This is a genomic window from Viridibacillus soli (assembly GCF_016612995.1).
In the GTDB taxonomy this organism is placed as follows: domain Bacteria; phylum Bacillota; class Bacilli; order Bacillales_A; family Planococcaceae; genus Viridibacillus; species Viridibacillus soli.
On record NZ_JAEOAH010000053.1, the window covers coordinates 1 to 17,306 of the forward strand.

The following is a 17,306-nucleotide window of genomic DNA, read 5'->3' on the forward strand; positions in this document are numbered from 1 at the left end:
GAGTTTCTGGACGCGGGTTCGACTCCCGCCGTCTCCATACAGCCAATTGTACTGAATTGGACTGAGTGTCATAAACGTTGTTAAATCAACGTTTGTGGCACTTTTTTAATGCCTTTGAGTTGTACCGAATTGGATTGAATCCTTATTAAAAACCTTATTAACCTTTGTTAATCCTTTGTTAGTCCTATCCTAGTTTTCATCTGATTCATTGTTTAGGAAGTCGGTAAATTTATCGATTGTACCTGCTTTCGTTTTTTGCGTAACGTGTGCATAAATTTCTAATGTTGTTTTTACGTCACTATGGCCTAAACGGTATTGTACTTCTTTAATTGAGGCGCCGGCTTCAAATAGTAAGGAACAGTGCGTGTGACGTAGACCATGCGTCGTAATGTGTTCTAACTGGTGTTGTTTAAGGAGGTCTGAAAGCCACAGAACTGTTTTATTGGGATCCTGTAGCGCGTTAAAGGTGTTAGAGAACACTAGCTGCTTCTTAGTTTTGGTATTGATTTTTTTTGCCGAAAAGAAAACATCTTGTTCAATTCGCCAAAGTTTTAATAGTTCCATCGTTTCTTGGTCGATTTTAATTGTACGCGATTTACCGTTTTTGGTAGTACCAAGATATAAACCATCTTCACCGCGCTTTACTGCCTTCGTAATACGAATTTCAAACGTTTCGAAATCAATATCACTCCACCTTAGCCCAAATACTTCTCCTTTACGCATACCTGAAAACGCAAGCAATCGAAAGACAGTTTGCTTTTTAATGTTTTCATCTTCCTGTAAATAGCTTAAGAACTGCACAAGCTGCTCACGGGAGTAAAAGTTTTCAAACTCTTCGTCGTCATCGTCAATTGAAATTTTGGATTTAATGACAGGCATTTCAACTAACTCAAAAGGGTTTTTATCAATGATGCCGTGTTTAATAGCATACTTAATAACGAGGGCGGCATAGTTTTTCACCATACTAAAACGCTTTAACTTTTTGGACCATTGATTGACATGCTTTTGACAAATAGCACCATCAATGTTCGCGATTCGATATGAACCAAAGGCCGGTAAAATATGATTTTGAAAAATCCGCTTTGTTTTTAACAGTGTGCTATCTTCCACGGTATTTTCATATTGCTCTAACCATAAATCGTATACCTCACCATAAGTGTCTTTAGCAACCGTACCATACGTCCCGTTTCTGACTTCTTGTTGCAATGTTAAATAAGCATCTTTAGCATCCTTTTTCGTTTTAAAGCCGCTGCGAGTAGTAGTCTTTTCTTTACCGGTTAATGGGTCAGTACCGATGTAAATGTGGAACTTATATCGAGTTTCATTATTTTGTAGTTTATATGTTTTGATTTTCACTGTAATATCCTCCTGTTTCGTGCTTACGGAGACAAAGAGGTTGTAGTATAAATTACTACAGTTTAAATTATATTGTATTTAAGAAGACAGAACAAATAAGAGATGAAAAAAAGCACCTAGAATCAAAGTTCTAAGTGCTTCTTTCTGCTATTCAAGGAATTAATAAATACCTTTTTCCGCTAGATATGCTAGTAAAAGATCTAAAGTGTTTGTCTTTATCTGTTCGGTAACATGAACGTAATAAGCGTTTGTCGTATTCTTATTTTCAGCGTGTCCCAAACGTTGTTGAATTCCGATTAAACTCGAGCCTGCTTCTGTTAATTGTGTGGCATGAGTGTGACGTAAGCCATGTATAGTAATGTATTTTAAACTAAGAACATCTAAAGCCTTTCGCAATAATTGATTTGGGTAATCCTGTTTGATGAAGTTATTTACTGTATTGCTGAATATCAACTGTTGATCATAGGGTTTAATTTCAATTCCGAGTTGGATCAAAAGCTGTTTTTGTTCAAGTTGCCATATCTTAAGTGCATTCAATGTTTCATCATCCAAAATAAGAATTCGATTGATTTTTCCTTTTGGAACCCCTACATTATTACCATAGTTGTATTTAGAAAACGAGTAGCCATCGTGAATTGCTAATGTTTTTTTAGCAAAATCAATATCAGACCAAGTTAAAGGGATTAGTTCGCCTTTTCGCATTCCGGTGAACATTAGAAGACGAAGCAAGGCGTAGGATTTTGAATCTAGATTCTTGCTGTAATCTAACAGAACCTTGAAGTCCTGAATGTCCAGATAATTATCGATTTTCCCTTGACCTTGCTCATTTGGAATCTTTGCAGTTTTAAAAGGATTGGAGTTGATATAATTATATCGCACTGCCGTTTCCATTACCTCTGATGCATAGTTAACAATGTGATGGAAGTACTTCAATTCCTTTGATAATTGGTAAGCGAATTCCTCGCAATGTCGAACTGTTATTTTTGCAACCTTCAAGTCACTAAAGAATGGAAGGATGTGGTTCTTGAAATAGCCCTCAGTTTTTGAGTACGTACTCATAACGATTCCAGATTCCTTGTATAGCACATCCCATTCTTTATGAACGTCTGCAAATGATTTACGATTATTTTCAGGAGACTGTCCGTTATTATGTTGATACTTTAGCTTATCCAATGCAACCTGTGCCTGTTTTGGTGTCTTAAATCGGCTGCGTGTTACAGTTACTTCCTTACCTGTTAATGGGTCAACTCCTATATAAGCAGTGAAACGGTAGAAGTCCTTCCCGTTTTTTAATTGATAAGGTTGAATTGCTGGGTGATATTTTGATTGATTTGTCATGTTGATTTCCTCCGGTTATGTGTTTTTTTTAGTTGTGTTTTTTATGCAAGTAGGGTGGTGATAAGAAGCCTGATAATAATCTGCAAGCACTTAACCACCTATTTTTAAAAGCTATTTTGACGCATAAACTCGTCCAGTGCTGTTTTAGATACTCGACGTAATCTACCGATTTCTACTATTTCTAATCCCATTGCACGAAATGAAATTAATGTTTTGTAAGAAACATTGATATATGCCGCGGCGGTTTTAAGGTCCCACCACTCAGAATTTGTATTTTCCCTTTTTAAATCTTGCATATGATCTTCTCCTTTAGATAAAAAGATAAGAAACCCCATCACTAATAAGGACAGAATTATTGTCTGTCTTTAAAGTAATGGGGTTTTCCCTTGTTAGTATTAATTTAATATGATTGTACGTTGTTATCTCGAAATGAAATTAATGTTTTGCGAGAAACACTTACATATGCAGTAGAAATTTTGAAATCACTTGTGATCCTCTACAGCTAAGTAGCTGCATTCGAATTTATTCCTATCTCTTTCTAGAAGACTAGATATCTAGCCAGGTTATTTTAAAGCTAAAAATATAATAACAGCTTTCTTTTCATATTCGAATAGCTACAATTAATTTTTAATTTTTTTATCTTGGTTTACAAAAGGCGATAAGATAATAAATTCTTTTCGTCCAGATTTACCACCAAGGTCATGCTGAATAAATCCGCGCTCTTCTAAAGTTTTTAATGCTAAGTTAAAGGGCGGTGCAGTAGTAAAAATCTTCTTTGTTTTTTGCCATAAATCTTGTTTAGAAATTTTACTAGTTTTCTTTTCTTGAGCTAGTAAAGCTAATTTACGTAGCAAATGTTGAGCTGAATCATTCGATTCTTTGTTAAACATGATTCCAAAGGCATTCGCGATTTGGGAATCAAAGTACTCCTTTAAACTGAGTGCTTCTTCTAACGTCTTCACATCAATCATTGTAGGAATATCAGATTTTACCTTTGCACTTTCGGCGTGTTTTGCAACATGAAGTAACCCTGCAATTCTTAATAGGTTTCCAATGATTTTGCCGCCCCAACTTTTTAATTCGTCGCCATATAGCTGTTCTGGCAAAAATAATGTCTCTACATCATATTCGAACTTCTTCAAGACATCATATGATTCTGAGGAAAGTTTAAGTGCGACAGAATCGTTTTCTTCAAAATTTAGTAATTTAGAAATTAAATCGTTATATGACTTTTTAATAACAGGGTCTACTGGTTCGGCATTATACACATCTCGTTTGCCTAATAAATCTTCCGGTATTGCGATTAGAAAGCGCGGGATTAAACCCCGATCAATAATTTTCTGAGGCATATCCTGAATAATGGTTGGCTGCGCAGAGATGCAAATCGTTACTAAAGGTTCTTCTATTCGTTCGGTATCTCTTGAAATTCGGTCAGTCCGCAGGGAGTCACCCGAATAACCTTTTAAATACACATCTAGTTTACTTGCTTCTAATTTAATTGACGATTTTAACCGTTCAAATAAATCACCTTCTGAAGAAGCAATTGCAATGCGTTCAGAGTTTTGGGTAATCCTTGAAACGATTACTTCTTCAGTAGAGTTGTCTAAGACAAGAGCTGGAGCGGGCTTTAATTTTAATTTTTCACTTGAGGCCCATAACTCCTCTAACTGGTCTAGTAGCTCACTATCACCTGATTTTGCATATTCATTTTCAATTTTATCTATACGTTTTTTAAGTAAAGATAGTTGTTTTACATTCTTTTTTTGTTCTTCTTGATGTAACTTAATAAGCTTTGATTCATACTCGAATATAGGTTCCATCATTAATCCAAAAACAGTTGACTTACGATTTGATGCTTGTAATAGTACGGCGGTGTAAGTGTTCAAAGGCTCTTTCCATCCTGTGATTGGTTCAACGTGAAACTTCTTTTGTAAAACTGTTGATAGTCCACCGATTAAACAAATTGAAGCAAGGTCTACAGGAGTCTGTGTAAAGCGACTTACTGATAAAACCATATTTTTAAAAAGGCTAGGAAAAACATTGACATCAAATGGCTTTAGGGCTAACTTTTCAAATGTTATTGGTGGTTGCCACTCATACCCATATTCATCGGTACTATTGATGTTCTCATATAGTTCCTCAAAAAGTTGAAGCTCCTTACCATGCTCATTAGCCGCGCTTGTTTTAGTATGCTTTACTTCACTTTCAATGTTTTGCTTTGGCATAGATTTTGAAAAATTGACCTCCACTTCTTGATTTTCTAGATTAAGTTCATTCACTTCTTGATTACTGTGCATATCCAAATTTCCTCCGTTATTTTTCTTTTCTTTCCTTTCCTTTCCTTTCCCTAAGTACCTAAACGTTAAGGAATACATAGATTACTTGCTTTCCGGTTAGGGTACTGTTGAATCCTAGAAGGACTAAAACAACTTGTCCTACTAAAAACTTGAATCATTCTACCATGGTGTTTTTTAGATTCGAATACCTATTAAAAATATATTTATTGAATTTTTTAATGTAACCCTGGTGTATTTCCTCAAATCTGCAAATCAGTATATCTTATGATTTTTTACGTTCTTATAGTTCCAAAGTATCATTTGAGGTTTTTATGTAATTGTAGAAAACAAAAAGGGCTATCCATTAGGACAACCCTCATTACGCTTTAATATGTGTTTTGGTTCGGTTTAATAATTCGAAAGGAAAGCCTTCATTACTAATTCACGCCTTTTATCCTGATTAGATTTTGCGTAGTTACTTTGGTTATATCTTTTTAGATAGGCTTGCTGTTTTTCGTTGGCTTGTTTTCTGTTTTCCTCCGCCTCTAACGTAGCTAGAAGGGCCTCTTCTTTCAGTTGTCGTTCTAAAGCTTCCTTGGCCAGTAAAAAGTGTTTGGCATATTTTGGATCTATGTCAATATCCTGGACACAAAAAAGTTAAGTCAATTTCGGAACGGCATCCATTCATGGAGCGTCCTGTATCCAGCGAAGCCAGTCAAGTGAAAGTGCGCACATGACAGCTTTCGCTAGATACAGGAAATTCAACCCATGGATGTCGTTCCAAAAAAATGTGTAGGTAGGGTGAATCGATAAGACGAATTTATCCCCTACTCAAGCTGCGTTTTTACGGCATAAGTCTTCTAATTGTTGCGGCGTTAAATAATCAATGGCCCCGTGAATCCTTTTTCGGTTATACCACGATTCAATGTAGTGAAAGAGGGCTAAGCGGGCTGTTTCAAAGTCGATATAAGTCGTGCGATACACTTCTTCCTTCTTCAATGTCGCGTGGAAGGATTCGATACAGGCATTATCGTATGGGCATCCTTTACGGCTAAAAGATTGCTCTATTTTTGCATCTTTCAATGCTTTTTCGAAGTCTTCGCTCGTATATTGACTGCCCAAATCGGTATGCAAAATTAGTCCCTCATCGAGCTGTTGTCCGTCAACTGCATTCGCCAAAGCTTGTAAAACCAGTTCCGTCGTCATGGATGTGGAAAATGAATAACCTATGATTTTTTTCGTGTGTAAATCAAGGACAGAAGCTAGGTAACACCAGCCGTCCCTCAATGTGTGGATGTCCGTAATATCTGCAACCCATTTTTCATTCATCGTTGTCGTTTCAAAATCTTGTTCCAATAAGTTTTCACGTTCCTCGACTTGTCCAGTAGAGGAAGTAGGTCGGTATTTTTTCACAATCGTTGATCGAATTTCTGCTTCTTTCATAATTCGCTGCACACGTTTTAAGCTAACCTGGAATCCTTCTTTCTTCGTTAAAAGATGATGGATTTTCGGCGCACCGTAACGCCCTTTACTCTCTGCATGGATGATTTTTATGCGCGCTAAAAGCACTTCGTTTTCGACTGCGTACGAAGATTTTTCTTTATGAAATGACTGGTAATACGTGCTTCTAGGTACTTTTAATACTTCGCACATGATGCGGATTGGGTGGTTTTTTCTTCTGTTCAATGTAGTCAATGATCTCTTGGTTAGTTACTTTCTTGCGAATATGGTCATAGCCTTTTTTAGGATTTCAATCTCCTGTTGAAGACGTAGATTTTCTTTTTGAATTTCTGCAATTTCTACTGGTGTCAAACCACCGCTTACTTCTATTGGAGATAGAGCTTTGATCCATTTATAAATTGTTACTTCAGACACACCATATTCGTTACTCAGATCACTCACAGACGTACCAGAACTGTAGAGTTCGACAATTGATTGTTTAAATTCTTGATTATAACGTTTTTGTTTCATATTCGGACACGACCTCTCTATTTATTAGGATAGAGACTTAACTAACTTGTGTCCACATGTCTATACTAGCACCAGTAGTTTGTAACTTTATTAATATTTAGTTTTAATGATGTATAATTGAATATAAGAACTTTCTTGATTATTTTACTATGATAGTGAGGTTATTTAAATGATTGAACTTGATTTTACCCGTATTCGGTCTTTTGATGGTAGTAAGGACGGGGGCTTTGAAGAGTTAGTTTGTCAAATAGCCCATTTAAATAAACCAGAGCAGGGGAAGAATTTCATTCGAAAAGATGGGGCTGGTGGAGATGGCGGTGTTGAATGTTATTGGATCCTGGAAGATGGCTCAGAGCATGCTTGGCAAGCAAAATATTTTACTGAAAGGCTCGAAAGTAGTCAATGGAGTCAAATAGATGATTCAGTTAGAACGGCGATTGATAAACATCCTAGAATAACTAAATATTATGTTAGTGTGCCAAAGGATTTAAATGACAGTCGAAAAAATAGTCGTGGTGGGAAGTTAGTTGTATCTTCCTTAGATAAATGGAATCAATATGTTCAAATCTGGACGCAATTAGCCAAAGATAAGGGAATGAGCGTAGAGTTTGAATATTGGGGTCGCCACGAACTAAGTATGATGTTGCAAAGGGACGAAAGTAACTATATTGGTAGAACATTGTACTGGTTTAATGAGCCAGTATTGAGTATGGAGATTTTTGGAGGGTTGGCTAATAAATCTAAAATCTCTTTAGGTGAGCGATTTACAGAGGAATATCATATTGATTTACCTATTCAGAAAAAAGTAGAGGGATTAGGTATATCTCATGGATGGAAAGAAGCAATTAATAATCAAAAAAAAATTGTGTTTGATTTGATACATAGGATAGACCAGTTAGACTGCTTTGAAAATAAAACTTTGAACAAAGGACAAAACTGGACTGTATTCAAAGAGAAGGCGACTAAATTTAAAGAATCCTATTTAGAAATTTTACTTACTAAGTACGATAATCTTAATTTTACAAATATCAGGGTTGAATTTGGAGATTTAAGAGGCTTAGCCGCTGATTTCAATAGTTTTACTTGGGATAATATTGATGATAATAACGAACCATGGAAAGAAATTAGATATCAATTTAGAGGAATTATCGAGGTACTAGATAATATTGAGACATTTATATTTAGTATTGCTGCGGAAGCGTATGAAACAAAAAGTGTAGTCATATTAGGAGAGGCCGGAATAGGGAAATCACATTTATTATGTGATATAGCACAAAAGCGTATAGCTGAGGGTTTACCTACTGTCTTTCTATTAGGTCAAAGGTATTCTGGTGGAAATCCTCTCAATTTTATAGCTGAAGAGCTTGATCTGAGGGACGTAAGTTTTAAACAATTATTAGGGGCTTTGGATGCGGCTGGAGAGGCAAAGAAAACAAGAACGTTAATCATTGTTGATGCTTTAAATGAAGGTAATTATCGCTTCCATTGGCAAGAGCAACTTATGTCATTTATAGCTGAATTAAAAAATTATCCTCATATCTCATTACTCATAAGTTGTAGATCAACTTACAAAGATTTTATATTACCTGTAGAAATTAAAGGGTACATAGTTGAGATTTTTCATGAGGGTTTTAAAGGATTTGAACATCGAGCAGCTATGAAATATTTGGCCAAACAAGGTATAGACAAGCCTTCTGTACCATTGTTATCTCCGGAATTTAGTAATCCATTATTCTTAAAAACATGTTGCAAAGCAATAAAATCAAAAGGTTTGTCCTCTTTCCCAAAAGGTCTTGAAGGTCAAAGCGCAATATTTAACTTTTATTTAGAGAGTATTGAGAATGTTATTAAACTTAGAAAAAAATATATGGGTAATAGAAAAGTTTCTAACAGAATTTTATCTAAGTTAATCGAGCTAATATACCCAGACAATTTGTTTGGTATTGAAACTAATTTAGCAGCAGACGTTATTAGAGAAGTGGATCCTAAGCCTAACTTTGATGATGATTTAATCGATATACTTATTTCAGAAGGTTTATTAGCACTAGATATGATAACTGACAATAACGGTAATACAATAGAAGTTGTTAGGTTTACGTATGAAAGATTTAGTGATTATTTTATAGCAGAAAACATTGTTAAGAATCTTGATGTAGAAAACCTTGAAGCAGAGTTTGGGGGTAATGGAAAATTAGAAAAAATAATAATGAATCCATATAAGTATTCAGGTATTATTGAAGCTCTAGGAATAGTTTTTCCAGAAAAGTTCAATATAGAATTTATTGATTTTGTTCCTGTAGAAAGTACCAATTATAATTCGATTTTTGATAAGTCGTTTACGGATGTCCTTTTATTACGTAGCAGAGATTCTATTAATGATAGGACGGTTACATTACTAAATAAAATTTCTAGTTACGGTTTTTTTAGTGAGTCGTTAGATAAAATATTAGCTTTATCTACTGAGCCTAATCATCCATTAAATGCAGAATTTTTACATGGAAATTTAAAAAGAAGAAATATGGTGGAAAGAGATTATTTTTGGTCAACACATATAGCTGTAAGTGATTATGAAGAAGATGAGGAACAACCTGAATCTGTAACTCGAACTTTAATTGATTGGGCATTGTCTGCCGATTTAAGTGATGTAGAAGACGAGCGAATAAGGTTATTGAGTTACACACTTTTATGGATGACAACGACTTCAAATAGAAAAGTGAGGGATCAAGCTACTAAATCGTTAGTTCGAATTTTAAGTTACCGTCCAAATGTCATTAAAGAATTACTAACGGAATTTAATGATATAGATGATTTATATTTAAAAGAAAGATTGTATGCAGCTACTTATGGTGTAGTCTGTAACATTAACAATCTCGATGAAGTGAGAGCAATTGCAGAGAAGGTTTATGAGTTGCAATTTGTCAATAATAAGCCGGAACCACATCTCCTTTTAAGGGATTATGCTCGCGGGATAATGGAATACGCCTTGTATAAAAACTTAATAGCTGAAGATATGAGCAGTAATTTTAGACCTCCTTATGTAAGTGAATGGCCAATTGAAAATCCTACAAAAACAGAAATAGCAGATTTAGATGAAGATGAATATTCTTCGATTAAGAGTTCACTTATGGGATTCCCGGGCGATTTTGGTAACTATACTATGTCCTGCGTTCATGATTGGTCAGCAACACCCCTAACAGAAAGTCGTCCTAAAAAATCATATGAATTACACTTAGAATTTGCTGAGAAAGTGCCAAGTGACCTAAGAGAAGAGTATATCAAAGAAATAAATAAAAGAATTGAGTCATACGCTCGACCAACAATGGTAACAATTATAGATGATATATTAGGAGATTTAGAGACTAACCTAGAAGAGCATGATGTTGAGGAATTATTTGAGGAAAACGAAGAAGAGCCTTGGGAGATTTCATTAGTTACTAAAAATATAGACAGTCCAAGTGATAATTGGGATTCTTTAAAGAAACGTATCAATACTGCTTTATCAGATGAGGACAAAGAATATTTTAGATGGCTAACAGGTTTAGGAGTTAATGATAGAGTAGCAATTTTTAGTAGGAAATGGGCGCAAAGATGGGTATGCAAGAAAGTATATGAATTTGGTTGGACCTCAAAAATGTTTGGCGATTTTGAAAGAAGACACAGTAATTCTTATGGTAGGGAAGGTTCAAAAGTTGAACGAATTGGTAAGAAGTATCAATGGATTGCATTCTATGAACTTTTGGCTAGAATGTCAGACAATTTATATTGGGCTAATAAATATGAAGATGAAATAGAATATGAAGGTCCATGGCAGCTATGGAAACGTGATATTGATCCTACTATATGGTTGAGAGCCACAAATGATTCAAATTGGGATGAGTTTGGAAAGGTATGGTGGTCACCATATACGCCTATTTTTAGTGATAATGAATCGGAGAATTGGGTGTTCGATGAAGATACACTTCCTGATTTCAAGGATTTATTGATAGTAACTGATAGTAAAGTTGAAAAGTGGTATAAATTGAGGGGCTTTAGAAAATGGACGAATAAAACGATTGATGGCAAATCGAAAGAAGAGTTGTGGTATAGAATTAATACATGCATCGTATCAAAAACTGATGTAGGTAATGTACTTGATACAATGAAGAACAAAGCTTTATTTGACCCTTCTACTTTTGCGCCACGAGGTTCCTCACACCAAGGTTTTTTACGGGAATATCCATGGCATCCTTACTATAAGGATTTCAATATTTGGCGTAATGATGAAGATTCTCGAACTTTAAAAATTCAACATTTAGTGCCAGTTAACGAATATGAATGGGAAACAGGTGAAAGGGATAAATCCATTGACCAATACATTTCTCTCTATTTACCTAATCAGCAATTAATTAAAGATTTAAATTTAAAGTGGTCACTAGGGAATTTTAGTACATGGGAGAATTCCAACAGTGAAATAAACTTTATGGATCCAAGTGAATTAGAAAAAGGTCCATCGGCAGCATTGATTAAGTCAGAGCAATTTGAGCAATGGTTAGAAGAAAATGACTTACAGGTGATTTGGTTTATTGGTGGAGAAAAGCAGATTTTCGATGATAATGGATATGTATATAAAAGGTTGGAATTTAATTATATATTGACGTTTGAGGAAAGAACCGCAAAGGAAGTAACATGGTTAGCTCCTTATACATTTAATCGCGAGAATTAAGTATAAAGGTGATATTTATAAGCAATAAGAAAAATAAGCTCGATTTCACTAAAATAGGAACCAAGTTGTTAGTGGCAGTTTACCAATGTAGGTTTCGGCAGTATATTATTTGCATACGAACGCTTTACATGGAGCGGCGAGCATGGTAGGCTTTTCGCCTGGCGAAAGAGTGGGGTTGCTGACCTTTCGCTCTTCGACAGACACTATGCTCGCAGAGGCTCCATGTCAAGCGTCAATGATCGGTGAATATTTATCAACATTACAAAGTAAATATACTGCCATTACATACATAGCTTGATTGCCAAATACAAACCAAGTCTATATAATTAAACCCACCAGCATCAATATGTTCCCACATACACTCCACACATGTGGAGTGCTGTTCACTGTTGGTCAGGAAAGACTAATAGTTGAGATGTATTGGCGTATACAGCAACGGAGCGGGAGAAATCCCGCTTCTTTTTTTTCCATAAGTTTAGTTGGGGCGGCTATTGATAGTCGTCCTTTGTTGTATCCTCCACCCAGTGCCTGATGAACAAATTATTGCTTCTGTCCTGATGTTAAGGCTTGTCATACCCGTCTGGAATTTTTGCGAATATCTTCTATACGCACAAAGAAAGCCCCAACCATATCGGCGGGGTAAAATAGGGAGCGTGATGGTTCTGTTATTAACATGAACATAGCTAATATACCTGGCTTACTATCGAAATAAAGCTTTAGAAAGTACCCTTTAAAACTGGCTTCCCATCTTCGAAGACAAAATCAATACCTTCAACCGGAAATCGAGAGTACTTTTTTACTTCATATTTAACTCTTTCGTTCCAATTATTAATAATATCGTCTGTATGAACGATATTGTCTAATATATCAGCTACAAATTTTTGCATAATAGAATCGTCATATCCTACATACTTAGTTAATGTTAATTCACAGTCAACAAAAATTTCTTGAACATTAATTTTTGATGCCAACAAACTTTTTAATGATTCAATAGCTAGGACTTCTCTGTAAAATGTAGGAGGATGTTTTTTGGTATCGAACTTATTAAAATCATCTGGCTTTCTTATTATAAAAAAAGCTATCACTATTCCTAATATAACTTTTTCAAAAATAAGTACTAGTAGCATCAATTCAAATCCTCTTTTGAATTCTTCACTATTATTACAGTTATCTATTGAATTTTTGATAACGCCATTATACTCATCATAAATTCTGCTTAAAGCAAAAGCATCGGCATCATATTCAAGAGATTTTTGATCTAATGTTGATATAGGTTCATTATTAGTTTTACGGTTTTCAAGCAATTTTATATGACCATGAACAACATGTCCTATTTCATGATATAAAATAAACTTAATAGGCAGCATTGCTACAATACCATCATCGAAATCATATGAATTGTGGTGTGCTTTTAAAAAGCCTTTAAAAAAATTATAATAGTGTATTATAAGACCTTCACTTAATTTTATCTCCGAATTAGAAGTACGAGCTACAATATGCATATCTTTCAAAAAAGTTAAACTTAAATCAAATTTTTCGTTCTTGTTATAATCATTAAGTGATTTTTTAGTATTCTTCATTATTATATTAAATTCTTCAATGATTAAACTCTTTATTCCTTCAATTTCCACGTCTCGATCTTTCAAACTGGAATACCAGGAATTTTCATCGTATAGATTATTGATGTCTATTTCAAAATTAGTATTCAAAAAAAATATTTCTTCATTAGTATCTTCATTTTTATCACTTGAAACGCCCATATAATAACGCCCCCATCATATTTTTATATCAAGCACTATTAATAAAAAGTAATGTTTTGGCAAACTCATATTTCTTATTATCCGTCTTCGATCGCGTTTATTCAATGCTTATCCTACTTAAAAACTCTTGTTGAAAGTAAATATTGCGTGACGGTTTATTTGAATACTAATCCATGCTTATTCATAATATGACCGATCTTACGCCGTTAAGCAGGCTCAAAATTAAGAATACAGTGGAATAACAAACACTTCAATTGTTTGTTAGAATTTAGGTAGAGTGGCAATACAAGGTGAGGGTTATGTTATGCCAAAAATGGTAATGTGCCAATGATATTATGGATGTTGAATTCGGGAGAGAAATTGACTGTGAAGTAAATATCGGAAAAGCTAGAGATAAATATAAGAACAGTTTCTCGGTATATTGATGAACTATGTGCCAGTGGCTTCCCCATCATATCAGGCACAGGGCTGTTGGTATTGAAAATTGTAGTTAATATATTCTTTCTTGCTATGATTGATAGGGTCAATTTAAGCGAATACTGCCCCATTGATAGATGTCTATTTTACGCAGCCCTTACATATTGACTGTGTGAACTAAGGTGACGGTTTATATGCGTAAATGGTAACATTTTGCTAACACAATACCATAAATAGCGGTAGATTCCCGTTAAAGATGTTATAGACTGTAATATCTAAAACGTTGATTTATCGCACTTTTTCTACCGCTTGTTAACGAATTTACAGACTCTTGCCTTAGTTGTTTCATAATGTGGATATAGTTAAATTAGGGCCTGAAACGTATTCAGCAGTTGCGCGGGTGATGAAAGGCGAAGTGTATTCCCATTATGGTGAATCAAGTTTTTTTTATCAAAATTCAAAAGTTGGAAATGCCGGGTAAATAACGGGTATTGAGGAGAAGTGAATGGATTGTAATCGCCGTTTTGTTATTGGTCGAAATTTAGTTGCTAGTATGATTGTCGTGACAGAAACCCTACACCATTTCAAGGCGCGGAGAGGGCTATTGCGAAAGTTTGGTTGGCGGCGGAGGATTATAAAATAGGACATGGCGTGGAAATGCCACAAGGGGCCGTCACACTGTTAATTGATTATCTTCGTTCGTTAAATAAGCTTTTACCAATGAAGATTAGTGTGGCAATCCATTATGGGCAAATCTAGGTATTTAATTTTGAAAAATAATAATAGAAGATTAGGATTTTACTAAAGGCGGCAACACTGCTATTTGGGTTCATTAATCCAGATAGCAGTATTGCTGTTTTTGTTTTGCATTTTGAAGGAGTTTATAAAAAGCTAGTTTCAAAAAAATTGAGAGTGACTTCGGATTGCCCAAGATCAATTGTTACCTCCATGGACGCCGCCACGAGTTAAATAGATATAGCCGAGTTGGCTTAAATAATATAGTACGTTATTTAAGTGTGCAACAGTGGAAAACTTGGATTTTGTTTATTATAGATTTTTTGTTTAGAAAGAGTATTGCTATTTGTATTTTGTGCTAATCCAATCATTTTATTTGAGTATTGCGGATAGAATGGCCCAGCTGCTCGGGCGCGGGGTTCCAGATCACCTTTTGCGGAGAAGATAACTGCTAATGAGATAGCATCTTGCATAACTTTCTTATCACCCAAAGGAATGCCGCTAAATGTACCAATTCAAGTAGATTCGTACTAACCGCGCTAAATTAAAAAAGCCTTATAGCAGAACGCGACTGATAATTGCTTTACAGGGGCCTCAGCGTGCATGAGTCCTTTAGGATAAGAAGTTAGCTACGAGCGCTAATTTGCCCTGGCAAGGCTCTCTTCCGTAGTTGTGGTAGGATCTATAAGTAACCTTTCAACAGTTCTCCAAGGTGAAATTTATAAAAGAAACACTGTATGCTACTGATGAGATGAAATTATAGTTTTGGATGTTTATTTAATGTGGCTTATTTTTATGAAGCTGACAATGGAGATATTCCGGATTGAAATACCCTCAAATCTTTAATATTTGAAACTAAAAAAAGGAAAGGTTGTGAGCCGAAGTTATTAAAATGGACCCTTGAAAACGAACATGAGTTGCAGGCAAACTATTGGGGTTATTTTGGTTTTTACAATATAACTTATAGGATTTTAACGCCAAAATTCAACCTGTAAAATGTAGACGTACCAAGGCTTCAAATGATGTTAGGGGTATGGAGTCGTTCATACACTTAAGTGGGTATATTTAAACGTACCCACTTAAGTATATGAACGGTGGTTAAACGGGTTAGAAAAAAATGAGATTTTTCAAAAGTATTATGTATATGGCTACTATACTTATGGAAAGGCAATTTGCAATATAGTTCCGTGCAAAAAAATGAAATAGGGCATAATTGGAATCCATATTTTAAAAACTTAATGTACCGTATAAGTTTATTGGAATGTTGAGGGGATCCGTCTTTACTTAAAAGAATTACACTGGAATCCGACTATACAGATGTTTCCTATTTGATACCTGGTGAGGGATAATTATGGCGTTTATATTAATGGCTTGGGCGGCAATCATTAGGGAAAGAACGGCAAATTGTATGAGTCTAATTGAAAGGTTTGCCCCACATGTAGTCACTACTAATAGTCACTATATGTAGTAACTACGAAGAAAGCTGATTACACCGGGAAAAAATGGTGATTGCTTGATTGAAATTGCTATGGAAATGAGGCAATTAGAGTATTAGTGCCTATTCATAGTGACTATATATAGTTACTATATGTAGTCACTACGGAGAAAGCCGATAACACTGGGGAAAAAACGGAGGTTGCTTGATTGAAATTGCTATGAAAAAGGAGAAACTAAAGTATTAGTGCCAGCTCATAGTCACTATATGTAGTAACTACGGAAAAAGCTGATAATCGAGATTTACTAAAGAGGTACTGCTTTGATTATTAATCGGAAGAAGTGAGTTCCGAAATGGGGTTTAAGATATCCCTCTTGAAATTTGTGATAAAATGGATAGAACGGGAAGATTCATGAACGAGTTATTTCTGAATGTGCGGTTAAAAGATGTCAGCTCTCTTTTATAAAGAAAGCTGTTTGGAGTCAAATAATAATTTAGAAATAAAAGAAAGGCGGCGGAGGAAATGATGGAATTAGTACTGTTTATGTTGCTGGTATTAATAGTATTGGTTGCTGTGTGTAAATTGTTGATTAAAGCGCTTGAAGCGATGGTTCCGATTATCTTTAAAAAACGTATTGTGGCAAATGAAGCGCTGCGTATGGAGAATATAAGGGAAATGCGGGAAATGGGGATTGAAATAGTCTCTGATGATGATAACCCTACAAACTGTTCAAGCATCCGATAAAATAAATAAAACCGTATGAAAGCAAGTAAAGAAAAAACTTGCATTCATACGGTTTTTTTAGTCCCTTTTACAATCTGATGATTTTTTTGCTTTTGTAATAGCTAGTGTCTTTTTTATGTGAAAAAACATGGGTTAAGTGTTATAAACTTTTTGTGGCCATATACTCCGCCTCTTTGAAAACTTAAGTACCCCTTATTATATAGAAAATTCAAAAGCTCAGTTAAATGAGCAGATTTTTTCGCAATTCCTTGTGATTTTTTGGAGATGCTATTTCGTGAAATCGTATTTATCCCTTCCTCCAGGGCTATATCTCGCATAATACTAAACAATTTACGGGCATTAGAACTTAAAAATTCCCCTCTTGAAAACCTTTGTAAGGCGGGCCATGAATCGACTGAAGTTTTTAGTTCTTGCTCACTGTCAAAGTAAATGAATTGCTGATGATTCAAGAGTATTGGATGACCTTTTACTTTCGATGATTTGTAATTCATAATTACCATCTCCTTGAGATTTTAAATATACTATCCGACTAAGAATGATTTTCGAATAGCAAAATAAAAATCTTTCAAAA

The 17,306-nt window shown here is 34.9% G+C and carries 9 protein-coding genes and 2 pseudogenes; 3 read left to right on the plus strand and 8 right to left on the minus strand.

Going from position 1 to position 17,306, the window contains the following annotated elements:
• Nucleotides 1-189 precede the first annotated feature (189 nt).
• The 5 genes and pseudogenes from JFL43_RS23260 to JFL43_RS20520 form a co-directional block, all read right to left on the minus strand.
• On the minus strand, nucleotides 190-1,356 hold the full coding sequence (locus JFL43_RS23260) for a tyrosine-type recombinase/integrase (RefSeq protein WP_325166718.1): 1,167 nt from the start codon (nucleotides 1,354-1,356) through the stop codon (nucleotides 190-192).
• Nucleotides 1,357-1,515: 159 nt separating this feature from the next.
• Nucleotides 1,516-2,694, minus strand: coding sequence for a tyrosine-type recombinase/integrase (locus JFL43_RS20505; protein ID WP_200750471.1), 1,179 nt, complete (start codon nucleotides 2,692-2,694; stop codon nucleotides 1,516-1,518).
• 104 nt (nucleotides 2,695-2,798) lie between these two features.
• The gene (locus JFL43_RS20510; protein WP_200750472.1) at nucleotides 2,799-2,990 is read right to left on the minus strand and encodes a MerR family transcriptional regulator; all 192 of its coding nucleotides are present in this window, start codon (nucleotides 2,988-2,990) and stop codon (nucleotides 2,799-2,801) included.
• Between the two features lie 324 nt (nucleotides 2,991-3,314).
• On the minus strand, nucleotides 3,315-4,991 hold the full coding sequence (locus tag JFL43_RS20515; RefSeq protein ID WP_200750473.1) for a YfjI family protein: 1,677 nt from the start codon (nucleotides 4,989-4,991) through the stop codon (nucleotides 3,315-3,317).
• An 810-nt stretch (nucleotides 4,992-5,801) separates the two neighbouring features.
• Nucleotides 5,802-6,941: pseudogene (locus JFL43_RS20520) on the minus strand (IS3 family transposase).
• Nucleotides 6,942-7,110: 169 nt separating this feature from the next.
• Here JFL43_RS20520 and JFL43_RS20525 point away from each other — a divergent pair.
• Entirely contained in the window at nucleotides 7,111-11,643 is a 4,533-nt protein-coding gene (locus JFL43_RS20525; protein ID WP_200750474.1) for an NACHT domain-containing protein, read from the plus strand.
• A 716-nt stretch (nucleotides 11,644-12,359) separates the two neighbouring features.
• On the opposite strand, the gene JFL43_RS22865 is transcribed toward JFL43_RS20525, so the two are convergent.
• A complete protein-coding gene (locus JFL43_RS22865) occupies nucleotides 12,360-13,403 on the minus strand; it encodes a hypothetical protein (protein ID WP_234447934.1) in 1,044 nt (347 codons plus the stop codon).
• 327 nt (nucleotides 13,404-13,730) lie between these two features.
• On the opposite strand from JFL43_RS22865, the pseudogene JFL43_RS22870 reads away from it, so the two are divergent.
• Nucleotides 13,731-13,871: pseudogene (locus JFL43_RS22870) on the plus strand (HTH domain-containing protein); the annotation flags it as partial.
• Between the two features lie 959 nt (nucleotides 13,872-14,830).
• Here JFL43_RS22870 and JFL43_RS20540 read toward each other — a convergent pair.
• Nucleotides 14,831-15,046 carry a hypothetical protein gene (locus JFL43_RS20540; protein ID WP_200750475.1) on the minus strand — a complete coding sequence of 72 codons (216 nt, stop codon included), beginning with the start codon at nucleotides 15,044-15,046 and terminating at the stop codon, nucleotides 14,831-14,833.
• 1,467 nt (nucleotides 15,047-16,513) lie between these two features.
• Here JFL43_RS20540 and JFL43_RS20545 point away from each other — a divergent pair.
• On the plus strand, nucleotides 16,514-16,735 hold the full coding sequence (locus JFL43_RS20545; protein WP_200750476.1) for a hypothetical protein: 222 nt from the start codon (nucleotides 16,514-16,516) through the stop codon (nucleotides 16,733-16,735).
• A 113-nt stretch (nucleotides 16,736-16,848) separates the two neighbouring features.
• Here JFL43_RS20545 and JFL43_RS20550 read toward each other — a convergent pair whose 3' ends face one another.
• Nucleotides 16,849-17,226 (minus strand): hypothetical protein, encoded by a 378-nt coding sequence (locus tag JFL43_RS20550; protein ID WP_200750477.1) that lies wholly within the window; start codon nucleotides 17,224-17,226, stop codon nucleotides 16,849-16,851.
• Between the last annotated feature and the right edge of the window lie 80 nt (nucleotides 17,227-17,306).

Coding starts and splice junctions, on each gene's coding strand:
- JFL43_RS20525 (WP_200750474.1), top strand. CDS start 7,111: ATGATTGAACTTGATTTTACCCGTATTCGGTCTTTTGATGGTAGTAAG.
- JFL43_RS20505 (WP_200750471.1), bottom strand. CDS start 2,694: ATGACAAATCAATCAAAATATCACCCAGCAATTCAACCTTATCAATTA.
- JFL43_RS20515 (WP_200750473.1), bottom strand. CDS start 4,991: ATGCACAGTAATCAAGAAGTGAATGAACTTAATCTAGAAAATCAAGAA.
- JFL43_RS20550 (WP_200750477.1), bottom strand. CDS start 17,226: ATGAATTACAAATCATCGAAAGTAAAAGGTCATCCAATACTCTTGAAT.
- JFL43_RS20510 (WP_200750472.1), bottom strand. CDS start 2,990: ATGCAAGATTTAAAAAGGGAAAATACAAATTCTGAGTGGTGGGACCTT.
- JFL43_RS22865 (WP_234447934.1), bottom strand. CDS start 13,403: ATGGGCGTTTCAAGTGATAAAAATGAAGATACTAATGAAGAAATATTT.
- JFL43_RS20545 (WP_200750476.1), top strand. CDS start 16,514: ATGATGGAATTAGTACTGTTTATGTTGCTGGTATTAATAGTATTGGTT.